This window comes from Nocardia flavorosea NBRC 108225 (genome assembly GCF_001613385.1).
Taxonomy (GTDB): Bacteria; Actinomycetota; Actinomycetes; order Mycobacteriales; family Mycobacteriaceae; genus Nocardia; species Nocardia flavorosea.
The window spans coordinates 1-23,527 of the sequence record NZ_BDCG01000029.1 but is presented as its reverse complement, the minus strand read 5'-3'; the positions used below and the strand labels follow the sequence as shown (position 1 = coordinate 23,527).

Genomic DNA, 23,527 nt, shown 5'->3' with positions numbered 1-23,527 from the left:
TTTCCGACAATACCCCCGGGGGTATCGTTCGATATCGAACATAAATACCCCCAGGGGTATATCGAGGAGGAGAAGATGGTCAGTTCAGCCGTCCGTCCACCGGGACGGGACGCCACGCACACGGGCATACACGGTGGCGTGCTCGGCAGGTTCGGAGCACTGATGGCGGGACATGTGCGCATCGTGTTCGGCGTGTGGCTGCTCGTATCGGTCGTGCTGGGCGCCGCCGCTCCGAGCGTGTTCACCGCATTGGCCGGAGCCGGCTGGCAGGCCGACGGCTCGGAGTCGGTGCAGGTGCGCGAGCTGGCCCAGCAGCATTTCGGCGGAAACTCCTCGGCTGCGGTGCAGGTCGTGGTCCATTCCGAGGACCGGCCGGTGGAAAGCCCGCCGGTCCAGGCGGTACTCGGCGAGATCACCGCGGTCTTCGCTGGTGACGACCGATTCGGAGCGGTGGTGCCGCCGCAGCCGGGCCGATCGATCAGCCCGGACGGGCATACCGGCATCCTCATCGCGGGCGCGAACGCTTCCACCGATGAGATGGTCCGGGCCGTCGACGAACACAAGGACGCGCTGACCGCCCTGTCGGACGACGGCGTGCAGGTGTACCCCACGGGCGCTTCGGCATTGTGGAGCGATTTCAACGAGGCCAATCACTCGGCGATGATCAAGGCCGAAATGTTCTCGTGGCCGGTCACTTTGGCGATCATGGTGCTGGCCTTCGGGTCATTGGTCGCCGCGGGGCTGCCGCTGCTGCTGACCATGGTCGGCCTGGTGGCTTCGGCCGGTGGCCTGGTACTACTGAACGAGGTCACGCCCATCTCGGTGTGGGCGATGAATTTCGCGATGATGTTTGCGCTGGCCCTGGGGATCGACTACGCCCTGTTCCTGGTCGCGCGTTTCCGTGACGCACTCCGTGGGGCCACGGATGCGCGGGCCGCGGTCGCCGAGACCATGGACACCGCGGGCAAAGCGGTACTGTTGTCCGGGCTCACCGTCCTGGTCAGCCTGTCGGCGGTGCTGATCGTGCCGGCACCGGCGGTGCGGACCATGGCGGTCGGCATCATGTTCGCCGTGGTCTTCGTACTGGCGGCCACGATGACGCTGCTCCCGGCGGCCCTTGGCGCCTTGGGCGGCCGGGTCGACGCCGGCTCCCTGCCCTATGCCAAACGTCAACAGCACCGTTCACCGCGGTTCGCCGCCTGGGGCCGGATCCTGCACGCTCATCCGTGGCCGTTCGCGGTCGGTGCGGCCGCGGTGCTCGTCGCGCTGGCGGTACCGGTGCTCGGGCTGAAGGTCGCCATGCCCTCGATCGGGGTCGTCCCGTCCGACGCACCTGTCCGGCAAGGCTATGAACTCGTCCAGGCTCGAATGGGTGACGGGGCGCCGGGCATGCTGCAGATCGTCGCCCCGGCCGCGGACGCCGAGCAGGTCGCCCGGGTCGCGCAGAGCGTGGCGGGAGTCGCCATGGTCACTCCGCCACAGACCGCCGGAGACGGTAGTGACTCGGTGCTGATGCAGGCCGTACCCGAGGTCGACCCGTCCGATCCGCGTATGGGCGATATCCTGTCCGGTCTGCGCGGGGCATTACCGGACGTAGCCCTGGTCGGTGGCGCGCCCGCGGAGAATCTCGACCTGCAGCAGGCGCTGAACGATTACTTCCCGGTTGTTGTCGGGGTGATCCTGGTGCTCGGCTTCGCGCTGCTGCTGGTAGCGCTGCGGGCACCGCTGATCGCCGCCCTCGGCACCCTGGTCAGCCTGTTGTCGACCGCCGCGACGTTCGGGGTGGCGAAACTGATCTTCCAGGACGGCCACGGTGCCGGTCTGCTCGGTTTCACCCCGCAGGGATTCCTCGACGGCTGGGGGCCGGTGTTCTTCTTCGCCATGATCTTCGCCATCGCGATGGATTACACCGTGTTCCTGCTGGCCACCGCCAAGGAACAGTACGAGCGATCCGGCGATCCGGCGACGGCGCAGATCGACGGGCTGGCGAATTCAGGGCGGGTGATCTTCGCCGCGGCGGCGGTGATGGTGGCCGTATTCTTCACTTTCGCGCTCGCCGAACGGCTGCCCCCCAAGGAAATGGGCATCATTCTCGGTGTCGCGGTGCTGCTCGACGCGGTGCTGGTGCGCCTGGTGCTACTGCCGGCGCTGCTCCGGTTGACCGGGCACGCGGCCTGGTGGTCTCCGGCGTGGCTGCGCAGGGCATTACCGGCGATCAGCTTCGCACACCGGTGATGCGTCACAGCACCTACCCGATAGATACCCCCAGGGGTATTGTGAGTGGTGAGTTCCAGGAAAGGACAATGCGATGGTCGGCAACGAAGAGACGATTGCCCAGGTGCTCAACCGGCTGCGCCGGGCACACGGGCAGCTCGCCGGGGTGATCTCGATGATCGAACAGGGTCGTGACTGCAAGGATGTCGTCACGCAGCTCGCGGCGGTCTCGCGGGCGCTGGACCGCGCCGGGTTCAAGATCATCGCTACCGGCTTGCGCGAATGTATGACCGAGGACGGAGAGAACGGCTCCGAGCCGATGACCGAGGCCGAACTGGAGAAGCTCTTTCTCGCCCTCGCCTGAACGGTGCGCCGCCGCCCACCCCTCGCCCGGAAAACGAACAGAAAGGACATACCGTGAACATCGCACTGTCGACGACCCTGCACACCGGCTTCGACGAGGCCGTCGAAAGGACCCGCACCGCACTGTCCGAACAGGGCTTCGGGGTGCTGACCGAGATCGATATGCAGGCCACCCTGAAGGCCAAACTCGGCGAGGAGATGGAGGAGTACCTGATCCTCGGCGCCTGCAACCCGCCGCTGGCGCATCGAGCCGTCGGCGTGGACCGGCGGATCGGTCTGCTGTTGCCGTGCAACGTGGTGGTCCGCCGCGACCCCACCGCCGCCGATACCGTCATCGTCGAGGCGATGAATCCCGACATCATGGTCGAGGTCACCGCCGAACCCGCGCTGAATCCCGTCGCCGCCGAGGCGGCGACGAAACTCCGTGCCGCTATCGACTCCCTCGGCGCGAACTGACGTCTCGCATTACGCGGGCGTCCGGTCCGGGGCGACGATGGTGCCGTAGTCGAGCCCACCGTGACTGTAGGTGGGCACGACGGGCCATTGGCGTTTCCACGGCGCGCATTCCGAGGACGGGATGATCTGCAGCCAGCGTGGGTCGCGAGGCGAGGGTGAGGCCAGGGTTTTCAGGGTGCCGTCGAAGCCTTCGAACTGGATCACGAACATCCGGTTGACGATCGAGATCATCGGTTCAGATTGAGCGAATAGCCTTGGAAGGCGAATCGTGCGGGGTACGGCGCCGCGGCGATATCGAAACTCTGCACGGCCCGCACCTGTCCTTGGGTGAGGAAGCTGGCGCGGTAGCGGGTGGCGGCCTCGCGGATTGCGGCGAGGCGTTCGCCGCGGGGCCAGATATCGTGCACGCCGTCGAATTCGGGAATCTGGCGCATCCGATCGGTCCCGCGGTTCTCGGTTCCGGTGGTCATTGTTCATCTCCTGGGGTGTCGGTGGGGGTGAGTGCGCCGCGTTCGTATTCCGCCCGCGAGGAACGGTCCGAGCCCAATGCCGCGACTTGATCCGGGACCATTCGCCGGAAGACCACCGTCCGCAGCGCGTCGGGCAGAATCCCCACGGCGCGGACCAGCGGGCCCACATAGCGTGGGATGGTCACCTCGAACCGGGGGCGGGCGATGACACCGGCCACCGCCCGGGCGACATCATGGGGAGTGAGCATCGCGACCGGCCCCGACGAGGTGCCGGCCGCAAGCTCGGTATCGACCACGGTCGGCATCACCACCGACAGTTCGACGCCGCTGCCGCGGAGCTCGGTGCGGACCGCACTCAGGTAGCCGTACACACCGTGTTTGGTCGCCGCGTAGGTCGCCTCACCGGCGGGGGCGAGTTTGGAAGCCGCGGAGGCGACGGTGACGATATGCCCGCGGCCGCGGGCGCGCATCCGGGGCGCGGCCAGGCGGACGCCGCGGATCACACCGTGCAGGTTGACCTCGAGCTGTCGCTGGGTTGCCCGTTCGGGTTCCTCGTCGAACCGGCCGGCCCACATCACGCCTGCGTTGTTGACCAGCACGTCGATCCGCTGCCAGCGCTGTTCGACCGCGTCGAGGAATCGGGTGAAGGATGCTTGGTCCCCGACATCCACTGCGAATCCCGCGGCTTCACCGGGCAATCGGCCGGCAGCGGTCGCGGCGTGCTGTCCGTCCAGGTCACCGATCGCTACGCGCGCGCCCGCCGCGGCGAGCTCGGCGGCGATGGCCAGGCCGATCCCGCGGGCGGCGCCGGTCACCGCGATCACTCGGCCCCTCAGCTCATTCGTCGAGCGCACGGATAGCTCCTTTCCGGTTATTTGACATGTATTCGTGTCAGATGAAGTGTGCGGTACGGCGTGGTTGCAGGCAAGGAAAATCGCGCGCCGAGCCGGAGATCCGAGCTAACGCTTCAGGCCTTCCAGGGCAGCGAGAAACAGCGTGGTACACACCTCGACAAGTACTTCGGGTGATTGCCGCGTACCCGTCATCATCCAATCCACGAGCAGATTGTTGACGGCACCCGAGAGCGCGATCGCGGTGAGCCGCGACCGTTCGTCGGCCGAGTCGACGCCGTGATCCGCCGACCATACGGAGGCGATCAGGTCGGCGAAGGCGCGGAGTACCCCGTGACGTAATTCCTCGATTTCGGGCGATACGCCGACGACCTCGATGAGCACGATCCGGGCGCGGCGCGGGTCCGCGGTGAGGTAACCGACGAACGCGGCCAGCCCGTCGTGCGCGGCGGTGCCGATATCGCCGTCCGCCGCGTCGATCGCGACCTGTGTGGAGAGCCGAAGCTCGGCGACGATTTCGCCGTACACACCGGCCAGGACGGCATGGCGGTCGCGGAAGGATTCGTAGAAATATCGTTCGGTCAGACCGGCGGCGACGCAGATCTGCTTGACCGAGGTCGCCGCGAAACCGGTGGTACCGAACAGTTCCAGTGCCGACCCGAGGATCGCCGCCCGCCGGGCCCGGGTGCGCTCGGCGGCGTCCATACCGGAATAGCGGCGGCCCGCACCCGGGTCTCGTGCGGCGGCCATCGTCGTTCCTTCCGGTTCGCGGTGTGGTCGTGCCATACTGGCCGACATCATCTGACAAGTGTACATGTCAGATAAAGCCGTCGACCCCAGGGACACGTCGTGACCAGTGAAACCACACCCGCCGCTCCCCCACCACGGATTTCGGAGCCTGTGCTGAACCTCCACGATGATGCCGGTCTCGGCACGCGGGTGACGTATGTCCTGGCCCGCCTGATCGCCAAGCAGGGCTATCGGGTCTGGCCGCTGAACGATCCCGGTATCCGCGCGCTCGCGTTGCTCGACACCGCGATCGGCCGGCTGCCGCGACTGCCCGGCGTCGCATGCTCGGTCACCGAACTGGGCTCGGTACCCGTCGAGGAGTACCGGCCCGCGACCACCGCACAGGACGGCTCGGCCGGCGCGACCGTGCTGTACCTGCACGGCGGCGGCTTCACCTTCTGCGGCGCCGGTACGCACCGCCGGGTGGCGAGCAGAATGGCACAAGCTCTGGCCGTCCCCGTGTACTCCGTGCTCTACCGGCAGCTCCCCCATGGCGGGGTGGGGTCCGCGGTACACGACGCCTACACCGCCTATCGAGCCCTGCTCGAGCGCTGCCCGGATCCCGGCAAAGTAGTCCTCGCGGGTGATTCGTCGGGCGGTTTCCTCGCCGCCAAAACCTGCGAACTCGCCGCGGCCGACGGACTGCCCGCGCCCGCCGCCTTGATCGGCTACTCCCCGCACGTGGACCTCGACGCCGATCGGCGCGACCACGAAACCATCGGGCACGACGCCCTCATGCCCGTTTCGGCCTACCGGCGGGCGAAACGGAAATGGGCGCGCGGCCCGGTGGCCCCGCGCGGCGCGCGCTCGATGCTGGAGGTCGATCCCGCAGTGTTCCCCCCGGCCTTCCTCACCGCGGCACGGCGGGAGATGTTCGAAGCCGATATCCGGGATTTCACCCGGCTCCTCGCCGGCGCCGGACGCATCGTCGAAACGCATATCTGGCGTGGTCAGGTACACGCCTTCCCCGTTCTCGACGCGTTACTGCCCGAAGGCCGTGAGGCGATGCGGTTGACCGGGGTGTTCCTGCGCAACAAAGTATTCGGGGCCACTTCCTGACAAACTCCTCGCCGGCCACGGTTCGGTGGCACTGCACAACCCGTCGGACGGTCGCGCCGCCGGCCCCTCGGCCCAGGTGATCATCGCGGACACGTTCGCGCCGCGGCATCGGCGCGGCCGACCGGATACGCCAGATCAAGGATCGACCGCGACTCACGTATCCGCGGCTGACCGTTCCTCGACCGCCCGCACAAGTGCCGACGCGAGCAGTGCGACAGCCCGTTCGTCGTCCTGGGCCAATTGCCGAAGGAGATTCAGCGCGAGAGTTCCCGGCATCTCGGCGAGCGCCTGGGTGAGCCGCGTCCGGACCGCGGGATCGGCCGGGTGCGCGGCGAATTCGGCGGCCAGCGCGGTCATGATCCGGTCGGCCCATACCGCGTCCGCGGCCAACCTGCCCAGAAGTTCGGCCGCCTCGACATCGTTCGGACCCTCGACGACTGTGCGAATGAGCTGCGGCACGGCCGTGGTCACTCCCCGCGCACCGAGCGCGAGAGCCGCATACCGGCGGACCGCCGGGTCTTGATCCGTGAGCGCCTCGGTCAGCACCGCGGTGGCCTCGGGCAGCTCGGCGAGCGCGTGGATCGCACGCCGGCGGATATCGGCGTCGTCCGAGCGCAGACCCGACGCGAGACCATCCACCGCATCCCCCTCGGCCCGGGCGAGGGCCCAGCGCAGCGAACCGGCGACGTTCGGATCGGATTCGGCGAGGACGGCGGCAGCCAGGAGTTCGGCGGGCGGCGGCACATCCTCGGGCGGAGCCAGGATCGCCTGCTGGCGCCGCGCGGCATACGGCGAGCCGAGTCCGTGCAGGAGTTCGACGATACGCAGGACATCCTGCCAGCCGGCGGGGCCGGCGGCATCGACGGTGCGCAGCCGGTCGAGGAGCTCCTGCTCCCGGTTCAGTCGTTCGCCGGTCTTCCGGATCAGGTCGCCGACCAGCGCGGACGGGGTGAAACCGGGATCGTCTAGGGCCCGCCCGATCTCACGCAGCGACAATCCCAGCGACCGTAGGCCCTCCACATGGAAGATCCGCCGGATGTCCTCGGGCGAGTATTCGCGGTAGCCGCCCACGGTGCGGCCGGTGGGGCGCACGAGCCCAAGGGAGTCGTAATGCCGGAGCATCCGGGTGCTCACCCCCGAGCGTCGTGCGACCTCACCGATCAGCATGCGGCCTCCTCACCGTCCGGTCCGAGCGCCACCACCCGCCGGGCAGCGTCGACGGCGAGGTCGAAACCGGCGTCCGGATCGCGCAGGAGGCGCCGTGTGGCGTTCGCATGTGCCCGCACCGCCGGATCTCGCGCGACCGCCGCGGCGTCGAGTACGGGTTCGGCCGGCTCACCGAGCGCGACGAAGGCCCGGCTGAGACTGAGCTGGACTTCTCGGTCGCCGCGGCCCAATTGTGTGGCCAGTTCCCCGGCCAGCGCGTCCTTCTCCTCCTCCGGCGCCAGTACGACGGCGGCGCGCCAGGCACTCCGCGCGACCTCGTCGTCGGGGTCACGCAGCAGGGAGCGCGTGAGCGCGGGCCAGACGGCGCGGTCACCAATCTTCGACAACGTATGCAGGGCCTGACTGCGCGCCTGTGCGCAATCGGAAGTGAGCTCTGCGCGGAGTTTCGGAAGCGTGATCTGCGCCGGAAGCCGGGTCAGCGCCCAGGTGAGCATGTCACGGACGAAGAAGTCCGGTTCGGTCGCGCACCGCTGCACCAGCGCGTCGACGAGTTCCGGCGCGGGATGTGTGCCGGCGGCCAGCGCCGCCCGCAGCCGCGTCGACGCGTCCGGGGCGGCCAACGCGCCGAGCACTCGTATGTATCGAGAGTTCCTGTGTGTCGTATTGATGGGTACCACCTCCGACAACCAGTCAAGACCTTGTCACAGTGCGAAGGTCAAGTACAGGAACACTCGAGGCGGCAGGCGGTGCGCCGTCACCGCGGACGTCCGCGGCGCCGCGGACGGCAGGTGCATGCGCTCGCGCCGAGCACTACGCACTCGGCGCGAGCGCATCGTGTTTTACGTGAACAAGGACTGAGAGCGGTCGAGCGATGGCACCCCGGCGGCCACCGCGGTCCCCGCTCCCCCAGAAGCAACTATCCGGCAAGGGACAGCTGCCGTCGGCGTGACACCGGACTCGTATATCAGCTGATGCCGATATCGAGCCCGAACATGACGGCGAGCCACCTGAGGAACAGGTCGATACCCACACCGACATCGAGGCCGAAGGAACCCATCGCTCCCACCTCCTTCCAGCGGATCGATCTCGGGCATATTTCCCGACCCATCTCCTATATCGCCCGCCGGTACCCGGATGTGTCGGCCGGAACAGCGCCCGGCAGAAAACGCCGCCCGGTGTCGGCGTCTCGCTGCATCCGGGACGGTCGGCCCTCAGTGATCCGTCAACAGGCCGTCGATCAGGGCACGCAGGCCCTGTTCGTAGATATCGGCTTCGGTGAGTTCGGCCCAGCGGTCGGCCACGGTGGCCAAACGAGGCCATTCGGAGTGGTCCAGTGAGCCGAATATCTTGTCGCGCATCGTCGGCCGGTCATCGGCCGCACGGCGCCGCGATGCGGCGGCACGGACCAGGATCTCCCCCGCGGTGTAGTACCAGATCGTCCGGTACGCGTATACGGCGTCCTCGGTGGACAGACCGCAGGTGACAGCCCCGTCGATGATCTGCTCCGGGTACCACAGAGCAGCCGGAGACAGTAGGTCATCGGCGGTCAGCACCTCGACCGCCCACGGAACCTGCACCAGGGTGTCGTGCATGGCCCGCGCCGCGAGCACCATTCGCTCCCGCGGGTTTCCGGGCAGCTCCGGACGCCGGATGCCCGCGGCAACCTCGTCCAACAGAAGTAGCAGCAACTCTTCTTTGTTCCGGACATGGTGATAGACCGCCATCGGCGTGACGCCCAACCGGGCCGCTAGCCGCCGCATGGTCAGCGCGTCCGCGCCGTCTTTGTCGATCAGCTCGCCGGCTGCCGTCAGGATCTGGGCCCGTGACAAGCGTGGTGGGCGTCCGGTGCGAGTGGTCACCCAGCCATCTTGGCACGACCCCTCGACAAGCGGGGCGCGGCTCCGCTAGTTTTTATACACGTATAAAAACGAGCGTCCCCGGCGCACGGCGAGGACGAGATGGAGAAAAAGATGCCACCCATACCGATCGACCTTTTCCAGCGCGGCGTCCGCGTTCTGCGCGACGGCACGATGTTCGATGAACCCCGCCGGATGATCGGCGATATCGACGGCTGGACGCTGACCGCCTTCCACCTGGAAACCACCGCCGACGCCCACGGAGACCACTGGGAGGTCCACCCGTCGGGTGACGAATTGGTGGCCGTGCTCGCCGGCGGGATACGCATGTACTTCCACCCGGAAAGTACCGGCGCCGAGGAGGACCGCTCGCCCTGGCGGCCGGTCAAGCGTGCATCGTGCCCCGCGATCGGCTGCATCGGATCGAACTCGACGGCCCCACCGATCTCCTGTCACTGTCCCCACGGCGTGGATCACGGCTGGAAGAACGCGCCCGATGAGGACATCCGCTGCCCGATGTGCCGAAATCCGAAGGAGCGAAGAAATGTATCTGGTTACCGGGGCCACGGGAAACGTCGGCGCGCATATCGTGACGAGCTTGCTCACGATGGGCACCGCGGTCCGCGCCACCAGCAGGAATCCGGCCACAGCCGCGCTGCCGGCAGGAACCGATATCGTGCCCGCCACCACCGGCGCGGAGACCTTCGCGGGCGTGCGGGCGATATTCCTGAACCCCGCCGCGGTGCACGATCGCGCGGAAGAGTTCCTCCACCAGGCGGCCTCCGCGGGCGTGCGCCGAATCGTAGTGCTCTCATCGTCATCGGTCCTCGACGACCATCCCGCGAACTACACCGGCATCCTCCACCGCGATCTCGAACAGCACGTCGCGGCCACCGGACTGGAATGGACGTTCCTGCGGGCAGGCATGTTCGCGGCGAACACCCGGCAGTGGGCGACCACCATCCGCAGCGAAGGCGTCGTGCGGGCCGCCCACGGACATGTCCCGATCGCTCCGCTGCACGAGCGGGATCTCGCGGCGGCCGCCGTCCGCGCCCTGACCTCCGACGACCTACTCGCCACTGCTCCCGTACTGACCGGTCCGGAACTGCGCACTCCGGCCGAGCAGGCGCACCTGATCGGCCGGGCGATCGGTTCGGACATCCGATTCGAGGAGGTCGATCCCGCTACGGGCCGGGAACTCATGATCGCCCAGGGGCTACCGCCGCGGATAGCGGAATCATTGCTCCGGTATTACGAACACGCGCTGGCAGAGCCCATTCACCCCACCCCCGTCCCTACCGATTACGACGACGAGGCACCGCGTGGTTATCGACACTGGATCGACGACCACGCCGCCGACTTCCGGCCCCCTCAGGCTTCGACACTTCCACCGAGGCCTGAGGGCGCCACCACTCGGTGATGTGGGGCCCCCACCGCATCACCGAGTACGGCTGTCACGCGCAGCGGGGAGTAATGCCGCAGCCGCCGCGACGACCACCATGACCGCCGCAATCGCCACGAAGGCGTGGTTGTAGCCGGCGAGGGTGCCCGGTGTGGCCACCGTGATCAGCACGGCCAGACCGAGGGCGGCCCCGATCTGTTTGGACGTGTTCATCAACCCGGCCGCCGCACCGGCATCCCCCTGGGCGACGCCCGACATCACCGCAGCCGTGACAGGAGTGTTCAGCAGTCCGGCACCGACGCTGAAAACGACTGCCGGGCCCAGTATCCCGACGATATAGGCGCTGTCCGGAGTCAGCTGCGCCTGCCACACGAACCCGGCAGCGGCCATGAGAGCGCCCAGCGCGATCAGCGCCCGCCCCTCGACACGACGCATCAGCCACGGTGTGACCCACACGCCGATCACGATCGCGACCACGGTATGCGGCAGGAACGCGAGACCGGTCTGCAGCGGACCGTAGCCGAGTCCCGCCTGCATCGACAGGGTGAGGAGGAACCACATCGGATTCAAACAGGCACCTGCCAGGAGCAGTAGTACGTTGCCCGCGACCACTGACCGGATCCGCCATAGCCGCACCGGAATCAGCGGCGATACCGCGTATCCGGCCTCCACCAGAAGGAACGCCATCGACAACAGCGCACCCACACCGATCCCGGCCACTGCCGGGGCCGCGGCCCAGCCGTGGGTGGCGGCTTCGCCGATGCCGTACGCGAGGGCTACGAGCCCGCCGGTGACCAGCACCGCCCCCGCGATATCCAGCCGGGGCGGCGCCACGGGGCGGTCCACGGCGATCACCCGCCCCGCGACGATGATCGCGGCCAGCGCGATCGGCACATTGATCAGTAAGGTCGATCGCCACGTCCCCCATTCGGTCAGTACGCCACCGAGCAGATTGCCTGCGGTACCGCCCGCCAGACCGAGTGCGGTCCACACTGCCAGCGTCCGGGTCCGGGCCCGCCCTTCCGCGAAGGTCGCGGTCAGAATCGCCAGTGTTACCGGCGCCGTTACCGCCGCGCCCAGGCCTTGCACCGCGCGCGCACCGATGAGCCACGCCCCCGAATCCGCCAGCCCACCCGCCAGGCTCGCCGCAGCGAACGCGCCGAGACCGGCCAGCAGCATGCGCCGGCGCCCGAACAGATCGGCCAGCCGTCCACCCAGTAGCAGCAGACCCGCGAATACCAGTGCATACGCGTTGACGACCCAGCCCAGCGCGACGTCACTCAACCCGAGCGAGGTGCGGATCGACGGCAGTGCCACGTTCACCACCGAGATATCGAGCACCACCATGAACTGCGCCGCGCACACAACGGTCAGCACCGCGGCTCCCCGCACCGAATCGGGGATACCGGGTACCGCACGATCCTGGCCGACCCGCATACCTACCTCCATTATGATACATATGTACCGTATACGAATGTATCAACTTCTGGAGAGCAGGAGAACCCGGTGCCCAGAACCGCCGACCACACCGCCCGCCGCGCGCAGATCGCCGACGCGCTCGTCCGGGTCGCCGCCCGCGACGGCCTGCACGCGGCCACCATGCGCTCGGTCGCCACCGAAGCCGGGGTCTCACTTCGCCTGGTGCAGTACTACTTCCACACCAAATCCGGACTCCTGACCGGCGCCCTGCACCACCTGGAACAACAATCCCATCGCCGCTGGGCCGAACGACTCGCCGGCCTGCCGGACCCGGTCCCGCCGCGCGCGTTCGTCGAAGCCTTCCTCACCGAGGCCCTGCCGACCGACGAACCCAGCCGCGCCTTCCACCTGGTCGGCACCTCCTACGCCATGCTCGCCCTCACCGACCCGGAGCTGGCCACCCCCGATTTCGCCGCCGGAATCGGCCGCCTCCAGCAACAACTCACCGACGCTCTCATCCGCGCCGCCGACCACGGCGAGCTCGTCCCCGGCCTCGACCCCCGACAGGAAGCCGCCCGGCTGGTCGCCTTGGCCAACGGCCTCGGCACCGGCCTACTCGCCGGCCAGCACACCACCGCCGCCGCCACCGAACTCGTGCGCTACCACCTCGACCAGCTCTTCCCCACCACCTGACCCGGCATCGCCGTACTCCGTGACGGTCACCTCCGGAACCGATCGTGCTTATCGGCGAATTCCAGGAACCGGGGGATCACCACCTCCTGGTTCGCCCACAGCAGGTCGTGGCCGATTTTCGGATAGATCTCCACATCGACCGACGGGATCTGCTTCCGGGCGCGAGCCGCCCCGATGTCAGGATCGTTGACCACCGTTTCGGCGCCGAACAGCACCAGCACCGGGACGGCGATGGCCGCCAGTTCCGCGTCGGTGAGCAACCGATCCCACGGCATCCCGGTCCGGAACTTCAAGCTCGCCATCACCATCGCGAATTCCTCGTCGGTGTACTCCACCCGAGGCGTGAGCCAGGCGTTGAGCTTGCGCATACGTTCGGGAGTCGGGCGCATACCGGCGAGGAGAAACTTGACCAACAGACTCCACTTCGGCCTGGCGAAGGTTGCGCCGCCGGGCTCGAACATGGTGAGACTCGACAAGCGATCGGAGTAGTGGACGCCGACCATGGCGGACAGCCACGCGCCGAGAGAATTTCCGGCCAGGTGAACTCGGTCCTCGCCGAGTCCGTCGAGTGTCTCGACCACCCACTTCGCCACATCGGCACCGTCCCGCACAGGTGCGGTCTGCACACAGCGGCCCGGCCAGCCGATGATATCCGGCGTGTACACCACCCGGTCCCGGGCGAAGTCCTCGATGAACCGGTGCCACACCAAGCCGTTGCCCATGATGCCGGGAAGCAGAAATACCGGTTCCCCTTCGCCGGTTCCGGATTTGCGCACACGCGTCGTCCCGAACGACGTTTCGATGTCGAGGACCGTCGAGGGAACCGGCCACCGCTGCGCCAAGGCGTCGTAGACGCGCAGGTATTCGACCTTCGCTTCGTCGCTGGTGAATCGTCCGATCTTCGGCATGGTTATCCCCTATCGATCTACGAACAACTATTGCTGCTCGTAGCATACATACTACAAATGGAAGCATGTCGACGCTAGTTCGACGAACCAGTCCGACCGGACATGCACGTTGCGACCGACGAATAGCAGCCTCGAATCGAGCAACAAGAGTGGGTCGCACTGTGTCGGGGCGGGCAGCCGAAGCAGTGAAGGGTTGACGGAGGTTCCGGACGGGTAAGAATCCGTTGTCTACCGCTTCTCACTCTGGGGGATACGTGCCCGAGACCGCACGATGTTCGGAAACCGCCACCGCCGCACCGACATTCGTTTTCGTGCACGGCCTGACCTGCAACAGCTTCTATTGGACACCCGTGGTCCGCGAACTGGCCCTGCTCGGCCACCGGAGTCTGGCGGTCGACCTCCCCGGCCACGGCTTGGACGCACCGTTTCCGCTGTCGTATCAGGCGCCGCAGGACCTCGCCGCATTCACCGCCGCGGATTCACCATTGGCCGGAATAACGGTGGAGGACAATGTTGCCCATGTGGTCGACGTGGTGCAGCAGGTGCAGCGGCACGGCCCGGTGGTCCTGATCGGGCACAGCCTCGGCGGGGTCACGATCGGTATGGTCGCCAACAAGATCCCCGAGGCGATCCACCGGCTGGTCTACCTCTCCGCGTTCTGCCCTTCCACGCCGGAAGCCCCCAGCGCCATGGCCTTGGCGCAGACTCCCGAAGCAGCCGAGGATATCCCGGCCGCGAACCCGGACCATTCGCTGTTCCTCGGGTTGGAGGCGGTTCCGCCGGGCATCATCAGGTTCAACTTGCGGTCGGCCGATATCGAAGCGCTCGAAGATTTCCGGATGCTCAACATGCCCGAGGCCACCCTGGAGCAGACCCTGGCCATTCTGAATTTCGGTATGCAGCACGAGGACGGCGCCCGCACCCAGTTCGCCGATACCCGCGTCCAGCCCGAGACCTGGGGCCGCGTACCCCGCAGCTACATCCGTCTCGCCCAGGACAACGTCCTCTCCCCCGCCCTGGTCACGAAGATGATCGCCGACGCCGACCGCCTCACGCCCGGCAATCCGTTCGACGTGCATACCTTGGACGCCGGCCACGCCGGTGTCGTCCTCCGGGCCCGTGAACTGGCTGCCCTCCTCGACCGCCTCGCCTGAACCCAGCTCGCGCTCAGCGCCGATACCACTCCAGCGCCCCGGAAAGGAGCCGGTCACGCTGCGGTGAGGGGACGGTTGCGAAGTCACCCGGGGTTTCCGCTTGCCGGGCCCCGAGGGTGTATCACGTCGACACCGCTTACCTGCTCCGTCCTGGAACACCGGGATCTGCTCTGGCTCAGGCCAGCAGGGCCCGCGTCTGGGGAGTGCTGGGCTCGGCGAGTACGGCAGCGGTATCACCGGCTTCCACCACCCGGCCGCCGGCGAGGACGAATATCCGGTGACAGTGTCCGGCCACCACCGACATATCGTGGCTGATCACGAGAACACTGATCCCGCGGTCGGCGCGGGTACGGTCGATCACCCCCATGATCGCGGCGGCTGTATCGGCGTCGAGGGCGGAGGTGATCTCGTCGCAGATCAGTACCTCGGGCGCGGCGGCCAGCGCCCGGGCGATCGCCACCCGTTGCCGCTGGCCGCCCGACAGCTCGTCCGGGTAGCGGTGCAGCGTCGCGGGGTCCAGTTCCACCTGCTGCAGCAGTGCTGCCGCGCGGCCGGCCACCTCGCGCGACCGCGTTCCGCTCAGCCGCAATGGACGGGACAGCGTCTGTAACACAGTGTGTTTCGGGTTCAGTGTGGACAGTGGGTTCTGGGGTATGAGCTGGATACGCCGGCGGTCACGGCGGGAACGGCGGGCGGCTCCGACCCCCAATCGGCGGCCGTTCACCTCGAGGCGCCCCGACGCCTGGGGATGAAGGCCCGCGAGTACCCGCGCCATTGTTGTCTTTCCGGCCCCCGATGGTCCGACCACCGCGACCGATTCGCCTGCGCCGACGGTGAGGTCGACCGATTCCAGCAGGAGGCGGCTGCCCGCGCGCGCGGCTATGGCCTCAGCACGCAGCGCGACCTCATCCACGACCGGGCCTGGGACCGCGGTTGCCGGCAGCCGGCTGAGCAACGCCGCCCGGGGCTCGCCCAGACAGATCACCTCGTCGGCGAGCCGATGCAGGGTCGCGGTGTCGTGGCCGGATACCAGTACGGCGACCTTCTCCTCGGCGGCCAGCGATCGCAGCAGGGCCGCGATATCGTTGCGCAGTTGTTCGTGCAGTCCGGCGAGCGGTTCGTCGACGACGAGCACGGCGACTCCGCGGACGAGCGCCGAGGCGAGCGCCACCCGGCGCTGTTCGCCGCCGGACAGTTCCCCGGGCCGGCTGCGCAGCATATGTTGCGGCAACCCGACCCGTTCGAGCGCCGCGGCTGGTTCGGCGGGAGCAGACCGCCCCGCTGCCTCGGCGAGGAGTGCACGGATACGCATGGCCGGGTTCAGCGCGGCGCCCGGATCCTGGCCGACATAGGCCAGGTGCTCACGACGGAAGGTTTGCAACGCCGCACGGTCAAGGGCGAAGATGTCCTGTCCGCTGATATGAACCGAACCACTCACCCGTATGGTGCCCGCGGCCAGATGACCGAGCACAGCCCGCATCAGGGTCGTTTTCCCGGCGCCGGACGGTCCGGTGATCGCCGTGATCGTGCCCGGCTCCACCCGGAACGACGTGGGCACCAGTAGTTCGGCGCCGGTACGTGCACGGATCGAGAGTTCCTCGACCACAACACCCGTGGTCATACGCTGCGCCTCCCCCGCCCGAAGGCCGCTACGGCACTGTTCACGCTCACCGCGAGTAATCCGATGGCCAGGCTCGGGGCCAAGACGGCGGCCGGATTGAGCAGGATTCCGGAGGCGTTCTCGCGGACCATGACCGCCCAGTTCGCATCGCCGAGCGTGGTCGGCAACTGCAGAAACGCGGCAGTGCTCACCAGATACATCGCCTCCACGAAACGCAGACCCAGCTGGGTGAGCAGTGTTTCGCGCAGGTTCGGCAGCAATTCCCGGACCACGAGATACGCCGGGCCCTCCCCGCGGCCCCGAGCCGCCTCGATGAAACCGGAGGCCGCCACCCCGGTGGCCGCGGCCGCGAAAACACGCGCGGTATACGGCGTTCCGGCGACAACGCAGATGATCACGAGACCTACCGCACCGGATTCCGGCCAGGAAAGCATGAACAGCAGCATCGCGAGCACCGGCGGTAGGAGCATGCCCAGGTCCGCGGCCCGTTCGATCCACGCACCCACCCGCGGATACAGTGCGGCGACAGAACCGAGCACCGCCGCGCATCCGGTCACCAGCAGCGCGATGATCACGGCGACCAGCAACAGTCCCCATCCGCCGTGCAGTAGCTGGCTGAATACGTCGTGGCCGAGCCGGTCACCGCCCAGCCACGCCTCCCCGCTCGGTTCCGCGAAGGTTATCCCGACCGGATGGTCGACGGCGCGGGGCGCGAGCATCGGCCCGAGTATCGCGACGACCAGCACCACGACGGCGGTCAGCGCGGGCAACCCGAGCCGCAGGTATGCGGTGGCGGGCCGGAGCCGGCGAGCGGTGATCGGCAGGGTCACGGGCGGCCTCGGTTCGACCAGGCCCGCACGGCATCGGCCACGAGCAGAACGCCCATGATCGTCGTCCCGGTGACGGCAACGACGGCCGCGACCAGCGCGGTATCGCGATCCGACACGGAACCGGCGACCACGGCGCCCATACCCGGATAGTTGAAGATCGTCTCCACGACCAGCGCCCCGCCGAACAGGGTGCCGACGGAGGTGGCGAACGACATCGCGATGGTCGGCCACGCGAACGGCAGGATATGACGCAGCAGCACCGTCCTCTCCGGAAGACCGTTCAAGACCGCGCTTTCCACATGCGGCGCGGCGGCGGCATCGGTCACCGCGCCTCGGACGACCCGGAGGTTCCAGCCCACTTGCGGTATCGCCAGGGCCAGCACCGGCAGGATCAGCATTTCGACACCGGCCGGGTAGCCGGACCGGTCCGTGAAGGTCACCGCAGGCAACCAGCCCAGCCATAGGGAGAAGACGAGAACGAGCAAGGTCGCGATGACGAATTCGGGGACCGCGATCACGAAGGCCGAACCGGGCTGCAATACCCGCGCGGAGCGTCCGGCGGGCCGGGCAGCCCACCACAGTCCCAGCAACAGCGCGACCGTCACCGTGACAAGCAGGGCGAGGGAAGCCAGCAGCAGTGTTTGCGGGAACTTGTCCGCCAGCAGCTCGTTCACCGGCTGCCCGCGCGCGGTGGTCCCGAAATCACCCGTGATCGCGCCACTGAACCACTCCCAGAAGCGGGCCGGTAGCGGCCGGTCCAGGCCGAGTTCGTGCTCCTTGGCCGCGACCCGTTCCGCGCTCGCATCCCGCCCCAGCACGGCCCGGGCCGCGTTACCGGGCAGCAGGTCGACGACCACGAACACCACTGCGAGCAGGGCGATCAGCAGTCCGATGCGACGCGCCACCGTCACGGCGAATACGGTCAACGCGATAACCACGCCCGCTCGAGCTGCACGCGACCGTATCCGCCCAGTGTCGGCAGGCCGTGCAAGGACCGGGCAGCGATATCGATCCCGTCGGCCATCCCCCACACGAGGTATCCGCCGTGATCGTGCTGGATCCGCTGGATCTTCCGGCAGGCGGCGCTGTACTCCGCGCCGGGCGGTGCGGCGAGGGCCTCGGTGTAGGCCTTGTCGAACGCGGCGTCGCGGAAGCCGGTCTCGTTCCATTTCGTCCGCGAATACATGACCTTGCTGGCGAAGAAGACCACCGAATCGTTGGTGCCCCAGTTCACCGTGTACAACGGCGCCGTCAGCCAGGTCTCGTCGTAGAAGGCATTCGACTCCTGGACGACGACCTCGATCTTCAGCCCGATCTCGGCGGCCTGACTCGCGAAAACCTTCGCCGATTCGACCTCGCCCACCGCTTCCTGTTTCGTCAGCAGGCGATACGTCTTCGCGGTATCGAATTTCGCGTCGGCGAGCAGGGCCCGGGCGCGGTCGAGGTCGCGTTCGCGCTGCGGGATCGACGTATCGTATTCGGGGTCGGCGGTGCCGAGGATATCGTTGGCCACGTTGCCGTACCCCGACAGCACCTGCGCCACCATCGCTTCGCGATCCACCGCGAGCCGCAACGCCTCCCGCACCCGGGGGTCGGCGAACGGTCCGTCGGAGGTGCGCATCGCGATCGCCACCGCGACATCGTCCGGACGACGGATGACCTCCAGATCGTCCCGAGTTTCCGCCGTCCGCCCGGCCACCGCGCCCACACTGGAGGCGAGATCGATCTGGCCCGCCATGATCGCGTTGGCCATCGATTCGGGGCTTTCGAACAGCGTGACCTCGATGGCGTCCAGCAACGGGGCTTCCCGATACCAGTTCTCGTTGCGCACCAGGCGTGCGTTGCCGTTGTCGTAAGACTCCAGCCGGAACGGTCCGGTGCCCACGGCCGCGGTGAAATCGGTGGTCCCCGCGGGTACCACGAACGTCATCATCCGCAGCAGCAGTGGTAACTGGCTGTTCGGTGCCGCACAGGTCAATACCACCGCGTTCGCACCGGCGGGCTGGATAGCGTCGCGGGACGGTACGGGTACCTTGGTTTCGCCCGCGATCTCCCGTAGCCGGCGCAGCGACCAGACGACATCGTCGGAGGTCACGGGGCGGCCGTCGTGGAACCGCGCCCCCTCCGCGATCGTGAAGGTCCATCTCCGCTGCTGCGCATCGGCTTCCCATGCCGACGCCAGCCGCGGAGCCACATTGGGATCCGCGCCGGGAACGGTCAGCGCATCGTAGACGAGCGAGGCGATCAGGAAATCACTCTCGTTGCTCAATGTCTGATGCGGGTCACGCTCGATCTTCGACGATTTACCGATCGCACCGACCCGCAGCGTTCCCCCTCGCTGTGGCGGGCCGTCGGTCCCCTCGGAAGGTGACGAACCGTCACCGCACCCGGCAACCAGCACCACCGCACCCAGACCCAGGCCGACCTTGAAGATACGACGCCTATTCAGTTCCACAGCTCGACCTCATCCAGCCCGATACAAGGTTAGCCTGCGCTAACCCGGAATGAGATTACCGCAACCACCGCCCGCGCAGCAGTGCTTCCAGCAACCGATACCGCGGCGGCGGTCGCGGGATCGAGGTCGAGTCCGACCTTGCTGCTGGGTGCGCTGCCCGTACGGTCCGGGTGACCCCGTGACCCATCACCGACGGCCCGCCTCGGATCCGGGCCCGGATTCGGATTCGGGCCTGCAGTCCGGTGGACTATGAGAGACGGACGTCCGCGGTGGCGAGGCCGAAGATCTTGCGGCCCGCGGATTTCGCGACGATGACGACGACGGCGCTCCTGGTCGCGGGGTCGACCGATTTGATTCGGCCGGTGAACTCGAGACTGCCCGTAGAACCGGATTGGACGACCGTGTAGTTCGACAGCCGTACCTTGTACCTGATGATCGCACCTGGGTCGCCGAGCCACTCGGTGACGAATCCTGCCCCCAGCCCCATCGTGAGCATGCCGTGGGCGATCACATCCGGCAGGCCCGCGAGCGCGGCGATGTCGTCGTGCCAATGAATCGGGTTCGCGTCACCCGATACCCCTGCGTAATTCACCAGATCTCCCCGCGTCAGCCGCACGGTTCGCGGGGCGAGTTCGTCACCGGCCGCGACGTCCTCGAACCGGAGTGTGGTGCGCGGAGCACGTGTGCGAGAAACCGTGGAAAGTCGCAGTCCGCCGTCCGGAACCGGATGCCCGTCCACCCCGTCAAGCGTCGCCGATGTGGACGGCGACCTCTCGAGACCGTGCATGAGCACGCGCTCGATCGCGGCGCCGATACCCACGTCCACCTCTTCTCCGGCGACGCCGACCACCGTCGTATGCATGATGTGCACGACGTCGCCGGATTGATCGGTGAAGGTATTGGTAACGGTGAGCAGGTCTTTGCCCGCTATGGTGCGCACCGAGGAGAGTTCGACATCGCCGGTCAACCGGTCGCCGGTGAGCAACGGCTTATGCAATTCGAAGACCTGATCGGTCTGGACGAATACGTCGTAGCCGGTGATGATCTCCTGGAAAAGCCTGCGGTTGGCGAGCATCGCGGCGATCGAGACGAAGGTGGTCGGCGCGACCAGTTCACTGTGCCCGAGCGCCCACGCCGCATCCTCGCTCCAATGCGCCGGATGGTGATCCTGGACGGCCCGTGCGTATTCGCGAATCTTCTCCCGCCCCACCTCGTAGTAGTCGGGTACGCGATAGCGGTACCCCACGAGACCAGCGGTATCCAACGCTGTTTCCACCAAGGCTCTCCTCGTTCCAGGATTCCTCCGGCGCTCGTCGCCGACCGCCGTAGAACCACATGCATAGCGATCAACCCTCGCACACGATATGTCCTGCGGGCAGAAGACGCTGATCACGCCTCGTTTCTGTACTGATGTTGCGGTTCCGATCCGGTTCGTCCGGATCATGTCACCGATATTGCGTGGGTCGCGTTCCTTTCCGCCGCGGAGTCCGGCCGCTTCGACCGGCCGTAACCACCGACGGCACGGCGCCCCTCCGAAGATCGACCACTGGCGACTCACTTTTGTGCGCGGGCCGCGGCACTGGCTCAGAGCCGACACTCAAGGGTATGCTGGCATACCATGAAGCGGACGACCATCAAACTTCCAGATGACCTGGACGGCCGAATACGCCACGAAGCGGCTCGGCGGGATATGACGGTTTCCGACTGGACACGGGAAGCACTAGCAGCACACCTGCCGAACGCTGGAGCAAGAAGGTTCGGCGCGGCCGGCGCCGGCCGTAGTGGACGGTCGGATATCTCCGAGCGAGTAGAGGAGATCTTACGCGGGGAGTGGGACCGATAGCCCGGCTCATGGTCGACGCAGGTCCACTGTATGCCTACGTCGATGCGGACGACGCACATCACCGCAGCTGCCTGGAGTTGCTCCAGAACCATCGCGGACCATTGGTCGTCCCCACGCTGGTGATCACCGAGGCGGCCTACCTCATCGGTACCCGCCTCGGTTCTGAAGCGGAGGTGCGCTTTCTCGGCGATTTCGCCGAGGGCCTGTTCGAGGTGGAACCGGTACACCCCAAGGACTGGTTGCGCATCGCCGAGCTTGTCGCCCGATACCGCGACTGGCCGCTGGGGACGGCTGACGCCTCAGTAGTTGCCGCGGCCGAGCGACTGGGTATCGAGCATATTGCCACGGTCGATCGGCGACACTTCGGCGCGGTCCGGCCGCGTCATACGGCGGCCTTCCAGTTGCTTCCGTGATATCTACCTGGGTCGGGTATCCGCAATGTCAGGCGGCGTGTCGCTCTCTCGCGGAACGTCGACCGCCACAAAAATCGGACTCGTCGGTCATCGCTGTCGAACTCCGATAGCCATGCAATCCCACCCAGATCCACCGGAGTCGAGGAACCGGTGCGGGAAAGCGCAGCTTCGGCGGCGAACAATCGAGTGATCATGGCGGCTGTTTCGCGCAAAGCAGCAATCCTGTCCGCTTCGAGCATAACTAGCACAGGTCGCACTCCCGTGCAGCGCCACCATGGCCGGGCCTCGGCCTCCGTCGGTGTCCGACTACTGGGACCGACGCTCACGCAGGACACCGCGATCCCGACCACGGACTCTCGGACTCGCCACCGCAACGTCCATGGCCGGGGCGCACAGGAGCTATTCAGGCCACCACAGGGCGACCGTGAGGCCCGCCAGGCCCAGGACCAACTGGGCCAGCGCCAGATCAACCATCCCCTGGTCTCTCCCACGGCCGGTCGGCACCGATCCAGCGGTGACCACGTGGGTACGACCGCATCGGGGTGATCAGCACCGCAAGGTCCGTGACGAACTGCCGCACCGCATCCGCATGCTCGAAACCGGGAACCACCACAGCCTCGGCGGCGTAGTCCTCCACGTGCCGGGCCACAGCCAGCGCGGTCACGAACGGGCCCGCTCCGGTGAAAACAGTGAATACGAGCCGATACCCCTGCCGCGCCGCCAGCTCGCTCAAATCGACGGCCGGTATCGGCACATCGCGCCGGATCAGAGCTATCGCGGCGGGAAGTTCAGCAATCGCCACGCGGACCTCCCGGCTCGGCACACCAGCACCGAAGGGCGTACGCGATACGTTCCAACCGTTCGATCGGCGGTAGCATCGCCGCGGGACCGTCCGGAACGCCGGCCACTCCCGGCGTACGGGCGGCGAGTCGATCCGGTGCTGCCGCGTCTGATGGAAGAAGTCCCCGTAATCCTTTGACAGGCATGGTCAATCCTCTGCTTCCGGAATAGTCTTGGCATGCACCCGGCGCAGGGTCCGACAGTGCATCAGCAGCCGAACTGTGAATGTCGGACCACCAGCTCGCGGCGCGCCGGGCGTTGAACCGGTGTCCCCCAGCACTTCTGAGGCTGGCCTGCGCCGGGTGCGTCCTCAGTAGATCTCTGCCGCAACGACTTCGACAGAGCTACCGTGGAGTTTCCATGGCCGACAGCATGGTTTTTCTCCATGGACGCATCCATATTCCATCGATCCGATTAGCGAAGGTAAGAAGCGATGCCCCCTGGATCCACCCTTCCGCGGCGCGCTCTGGGCCGCCAGCTGCGAAAACTTCGTGAACGCAACGGGTTCACCGCAACGGCGGCCTCCCGAATCGCCGAGACGAGTCCCCAGACCTATGGCCGACTCGAAGACGGCCGCATCACCAAGGTCACCGATATGCTGCTGAACACGCTCGCGAACGCCTACAAGGCCACCGATACCGAGCGACGGCTCCTACTCGCGCTGGCGCAGGAGATCCGCACATCGTCCACCAACGGGGGCGGTTGGTGGCGCGCCTACGCGGAT

The 23,527-nt window shown here is 67.3% G+C and carries 26 protein-coding genes; 10 read left to right on the top strand and 16 right to left on the bottom strand.

Annotated features, from left to right (window positions below):
- Window positions 1-75: 75 nt before the first annotated feature.
- From NFL01S_RS32520 to NFL01S_RS32510, 3 genes are all read left to right on the top strand, one after another.
- A complete protein-coding gene (locus NFL01S_RS32520; RefSeq protein WP_084493452.1) occupies window positions 76-2,235 on the top strand; it encodes an MMPL family transporter in 2,160 nt (719 codons plus the stop codon).
- A gap of 73 nt (window positions 2,236-2,308) precedes the next feature.
- A complete protein-coding gene (locus tag NFL01S_RS32515; RefSeq protein WP_062980159.1) occupies window positions 2,309-2,578 on the top strand; it encodes a metal-sensitive transcriptional regulator in 270 nt (89 codons plus the stop codon).
- A gap of 53 nt (window positions 2,579-2,631) precedes the next feature.
- Window positions 2,632-3,033 carry a DUF302 domain-containing protein gene (locus NFL01S_RS32510; protein ID WP_062980158.1) on the top strand — a complete coding sequence of 134 codons (402 nt, stop codon included), beginning with the start codon at window positions 2,632-2,634 and terminating at the stop codon, window positions 3,031-3,033.
- Window positions 3,034-3,042: 9 nt separating this feature from the next.
- Here the strand turns inward: NFL01S_RS32510 and NFL01S_RS36630 are convergent, their stop codons facing one another.
- From NFL01S_RS36630 to NFL01S_RS32490, 4 genes are all read right to left on the bottom strand, one after another.
- Complete coding sequence (locus NFL01S_RS36630; protein ID WP_062980157.1) at window positions 3,043-3,264, bottom strand: hypothetical protein; 222 nt, start codon at window positions 3,262-3,264, stop codon at window positions 3,043-3,045.
- The gene (locus tag NFL01S_RS36625; RefSeq protein ID WP_062980156.1) at window positions 3,261-3,503 is read right to left on the bottom strand and encodes a hypothetical protein; all 243 of its coding nucleotides are present in this window, start codon (window positions 3,501-3,503) and stop codon (window positions 3,261-3,263) included. The genes NFL01S_RS36630 and NFL01S_RS36625 overlap by 4 nt, the downstream gene beginning before the upstream one ends.
- Entirely contained in the window at window positions 3,500-4,357 is an 858-nt protein-coding gene (locus tag NFL01S_RS32495) for an SDR family oxidoreductase (RefSeq protein WP_062980155.1), read from the bottom strand. Before NFL01S_RS32495 ends, NFL01S_RS36625 begins: the two co-directional genes overlap by 4 nt.
- Window positions 4,358-4,462: 105 nt before the next feature.
- Window positions 4,463-5,104: a TetR/AcrR family transcriptional regulator gene (locus NFL01S_RS32490; protein ID WP_062980211.1), complete on the bottom strand. Its 642-nt coding sequence runs from the start codon at window positions 5,102-5,104 to the stop codon at window positions 4,463-4,465.
- 99 nt (window positions 5,105-5,203) lie between these two features.
- Here NFL01S_RS32490 and NFL01S_RS32485 point away from each other — a divergent pair, with 99 nt between their 5' ends.
- A complete protein-coding gene (locus NFL01S_RS32485) occupies window positions 5,204-6,202 on the top strand; it encodes an alpha/beta hydrolase (protein WP_084493446.1) in 999 nt (332 codons plus the stop codon).
- 153 nt (window positions 6,203-6,355) lie between these two features.
- On the opposite strand, the gene NFL01S_RS32480 is transcribed toward NFL01S_RS32485, so the two are convergent.
- The 4 genes from NFL01S_RS32480 to NFL01S_RS32465 all read right to left on the bottom strand — a co-directional run bounded on the left by NFL01S_RS32480 (window position 6,356) and on the right by NFL01S_RS32465 (window position 9,564).
- Window positions 6,356-7,369 carry a MerR family transcriptional regulator gene (locus NFL01S_RS32480; protein ID WP_062980153.1) on the bottom strand — a complete coding sequence of 338 codons (1,014 nt, stop codon included), beginning with the start codon at window positions 7,367-7,369 and terminating at the stop codon, window positions 6,356-6,358.
- On the bottom strand, window positions 7,363-8,046 hold the full coding sequence (locus tag NFL01S_RS32475) for a HEAT repeat domain-containing protein (protein ID WP_371851879.1): 684 nt from the start codon (window positions 8,044-8,046) through the stop codon (window positions 7,363-7,365). Before NFL01S_RS32475 ends, NFL01S_RS32480 begins: the two co-directional genes overlap by 7 nt.
- A 534-nt stretch (window positions 8,047-8,580) precedes the next feature.
- Window positions 8,581-9,228: a TetR/AcrR family transcriptional regulator gene (locus NFL01S_RS32470; RefSeq protein ID WP_062980151.1), complete on the bottom strand. Its 648-nt coding sequence runs from the start codon at window positions 9,226-9,228 to the stop codon at window positions 8,581-8,583.
- A 45-nt stretch (window positions 9,229-9,273) separates the two neighbouring features.
- A complete protein-coding gene (locus NFL01S_RS32465; protein ID WP_062980150.1) occupies window positions 9,274-9,564 on the bottom strand; it encodes a hypothetical protein in 291 nt (96 codons plus the stop codon).
- 205 nt (window positions 9,565-9,769) lie between these two features.
- Here NFL01S_RS32465 and NFL01S_RS32460 point away from each other — a divergent pair, with 205 nt between their 5' ends.
- A complete protein-coding gene (locus tag NFL01S_RS32460; protein WP_062980149.1) occupies window positions 9,770-10,645 on the top strand; it encodes an SDR family oxidoreductase in 876 nt (291 codons plus the stop codon).
- 18 nt (window positions 10,646-10,663) lie between these two features.
- On the opposite strand, the gene NFL01S_RS32455 is transcribed toward NFL01S_RS32460, so the two are convergent.
- Complete coding sequence (locus NFL01S_RS32455) at window positions 10,664-12,064, bottom strand: MFS transporter (RefSeq protein WP_084493451.1); 1,401 nt, start codon at window positions 12,062-12,064, stop codon at window positions 10,664-10,666.
- A 69-nt stretch (window positions 12,065-12,133) separates the two neighbouring features.
- Between NFL01S_RS32455 and NFL01S_RS32450 the strand changes: the two genes are divergently transcribed.
- Window positions 12,134-12,739 (top strand): TetR/AcrR family transcriptional regulator, encoded by a 606-nt coding sequence (locus NFL01S_RS32450; RefSeq protein ID WP_062980148.1) that lies wholly within the window; start codon window positions 12,134-12,136, stop codon window positions 12,737-12,739.
- Between the two features lie 26 nt (window positions 12,740-12,765).
- Here the strand turns inward: NFL01S_RS32450 and NFL01S_RS32445 are convergent, their stop codons facing one another.
- Window positions 12,766-13,647 carry an alpha/beta fold hydrolase gene (locus tag NFL01S_RS32445; RefSeq protein ID WP_062980147.1) on the bottom strand — a complete coding sequence of 294 codons (882 nt, stop codon included), beginning with the start codon at window positions 13,645-13,647 and terminating at the stop codon, window positions 12,766-12,768.
- A 254-nt stretch (window positions 13,648-13,901) separates the two neighbouring features.
- Here NFL01S_RS32445 and NFL01S_RS32440 point away from each other — a divergent pair, with 254 nt between their 5' ends.
- Window positions 13,902-14,801 carry an alpha/beta hydrolase gene (locus tag NFL01S_RS32440; RefSeq protein ID WP_062980146.1) on the top strand — a complete coding sequence of 300 codons (900 nt, stop codon included), beginning with the start codon at window positions 13,902-13,904 and terminating at the stop codon, window positions 14,799-14,801.
- A gap of 175 nt (window positions 14,802-14,976) precedes the next feature.
- Here the strand turns inward: NFL01S_RS32440 and NFL01S_RS32435 are convergent, their stop codons facing one another.
- The 5 genes from NFL01S_RS32435 to NFL01S_RS32415 form a co-directional block, all read right to left on the bottom strand.
- Window positions 14,977-16,422: an ABC transporter ATP-binding protein gene (locus NFL01S_RS32435; protein WP_062980145.1), complete on the bottom strand. Its 1,446-nt coding sequence runs from the start codon at window positions 16,420-16,422 to the stop codon at window positions 14,977-14,979.
- The gene (locus tag NFL01S_RS32430; RefSeq protein ID WP_245670989.1) at window positions 16,419-17,252 is read right to left on the bottom strand and encodes an ABC transporter permease; all 834 of its coding nucleotides are present in this window, start codon (window positions 17,250-17,252) and stop codon (window positions 16,419-16,421) included. Before NFL01S_RS32430 ends, NFL01S_RS32435 begins: the two co-directional genes overlap by 4 nt.
- On the bottom strand, window positions 17,249-18,178 hold the full coding sequence (locus tag NFL01S_RS32425; protein ID WP_062980208.1) for an ABC transporter permease: 930 nt from the start codon (window positions 18,176-18,178) through the stop codon (window positions 17,249-17,251). Before NFL01S_RS32425 ends, NFL01S_RS32430 begins: the two co-directional genes overlap by 4 nt.
- Entirely contained in the window at window positions 18,175-19,707 is a 1,533-nt protein-coding gene (locus tag NFL01S_RS32420) for an ABC transporter substrate-binding protein (RefSeq protein ID WP_062980144.1), read from the bottom strand. Before NFL01S_RS32420 ends, NFL01S_RS32425 begins: the two co-directional genes overlap by 4 nt.
- A 247-nt stretch (window positions 19,708-19,954) precedes the next feature.
- Window positions 19,955-20,983 (bottom strand): fused (3R)-hydroxyacyl-ACP dehydratase subunits HadA/HadB, encoded by a 1,029-nt coding sequence (locus NFL01S_RS32415; protein WP_062980143.1) that lies wholly within the window; start codon window positions 20,981-20,983, stop codon window positions 19,955-19,957.
- 342 nt (window positions 20,984-21,325) lie between these two features.
- Here NFL01S_RS32415 and NFL01S_RS37750 point away from each other — a divergent pair, with 342 nt between their 5' ends.
- Entirely contained in the window at window positions 21,326-21,550 is a 225-nt protein-coding gene (locus tag NFL01S_RS37750) for a ribbon-helix-helix domain-containing protein (RefSeq protein ID WP_084493443.1), read from the top strand.
- Window positions 21,538-21,963, top strand: coding sequence for a type II toxin-antitoxin system VapC family toxin (locus NFL01S_RS32410; RefSeq protein WP_245670987.1), 426 nt, complete (start codon window positions 21,538-21,540; stop codon window positions 21,961-21,963). The genes NFL01S_RS37750 and NFL01S_RS32410 overlap by 13 nt, the downstream gene beginning before the upstream one ends.
- A 466-nt stretch (window positions 21,964-22,429) precedes the next feature.
- On the opposite strand, the gene NFL01S_RS32405 is transcribed toward NFL01S_RS32410, so the two are convergent.
- Window positions 22,430-22,765, bottom strand: coding sequence for a hypothetical protein (locus NFL01S_RS32405; RefSeq protein WP_245670986.1), 336 nt, complete (start codon window positions 22,763-22,765; stop codon window positions 22,430-22,432).
- A gap of 471 nt (window positions 22,766-23,236) precedes the next feature.
- Between NFL01S_RS32405 and NFL01S_RS32400 the strand changes: the two genes are divergently transcribed.
- The coding region (locus NFL01S_RS32400; RefSeq protein ID WP_157117247.1) for a helix-turn-helix domain-containing protein at window positions 23,237-23,527 on the top strand (291 nt) is incomplete at its 3' end.

Bases quoted from the DNA above. Each gene is read 5' to 3' on its own strand.
- NFL01S_RS32520 (WP_084493452.1), top strand. From the start codon at position 76: ATGGTCAGTTCAGCCGTCCGTCCACCGGGACGGGACGCCACGCACACG.
- NFL01S_RS32515 (WP_062980159.1), top strand. From the start codon at position 2,309: ATGGTCGGCAACGAAGAGACGATTGCCCAGGTGCTCAACCGGCTGCGC.
- NFL01S_RS36630 (WP_062980157.1), bottom strand. From the start codon at position 3,264: ATGATCTCGATCGTCAACCGGATGTTCGTGATCCAGTTCGAAGGCTTC.
- NFL01S_RS36625 (WP_062980156.1), bottom strand. From the start codon at position 3,503: ATGACCACCGGAACCGAGAACCGCGGGACCGATCGGATGCGCCAGATT.
- NFL01S_RS32490 (WP_062980211.1), bottom strand. From the start codon at position 5,104: ATGGCCGCCGCACGAGACCCGGGTGCGGGCCGCCGCTATTCCGGTATG.
- NFL01S_RS32480 (WP_062980153.1), bottom strand. From the start codon at position 7,369: ATGCTGATCGGTGAGGTCGCACGACGCTCGGGGGTGAGCACCCGGATG.
- NFL01S_RS32460 (WP_062980149.1), top strand. From the start codon at position 9,770: ATGTATCTGGTTACCGGGGCCACGGGAAACGTCGGCGCGCATATCGTG.
- NFL01S_RS32455 (WP_084493451.1), bottom strand. From the start codon at position 12,064: ATGCGGGTCGGCCAGGATCGTGCGGTACCCGGTATCCCCGATTCGGTG.
- NFL01S_RS32445 (WP_062980147.1), bottom strand. From the start codon at position 13,647: ATGCCGAAGATCGGACGATTCACCAGCGACGAAGCGAAGGTCGAATAC.
- NFL01S_RS32435 (WP_062980145.1), bottom strand. From the start codon at position 16,422: ATGACCACGGGTGTTGTGGTCGAGGAACTCTCGATCCGTGCACGTACC.
- NFL01S_RS37750 (WP_084493443.1), top strand. From the start codon at position 21,326: ATGAAGCGGACGACCATCAAACTTCCAGATGACCTGGACGGCCGAATA.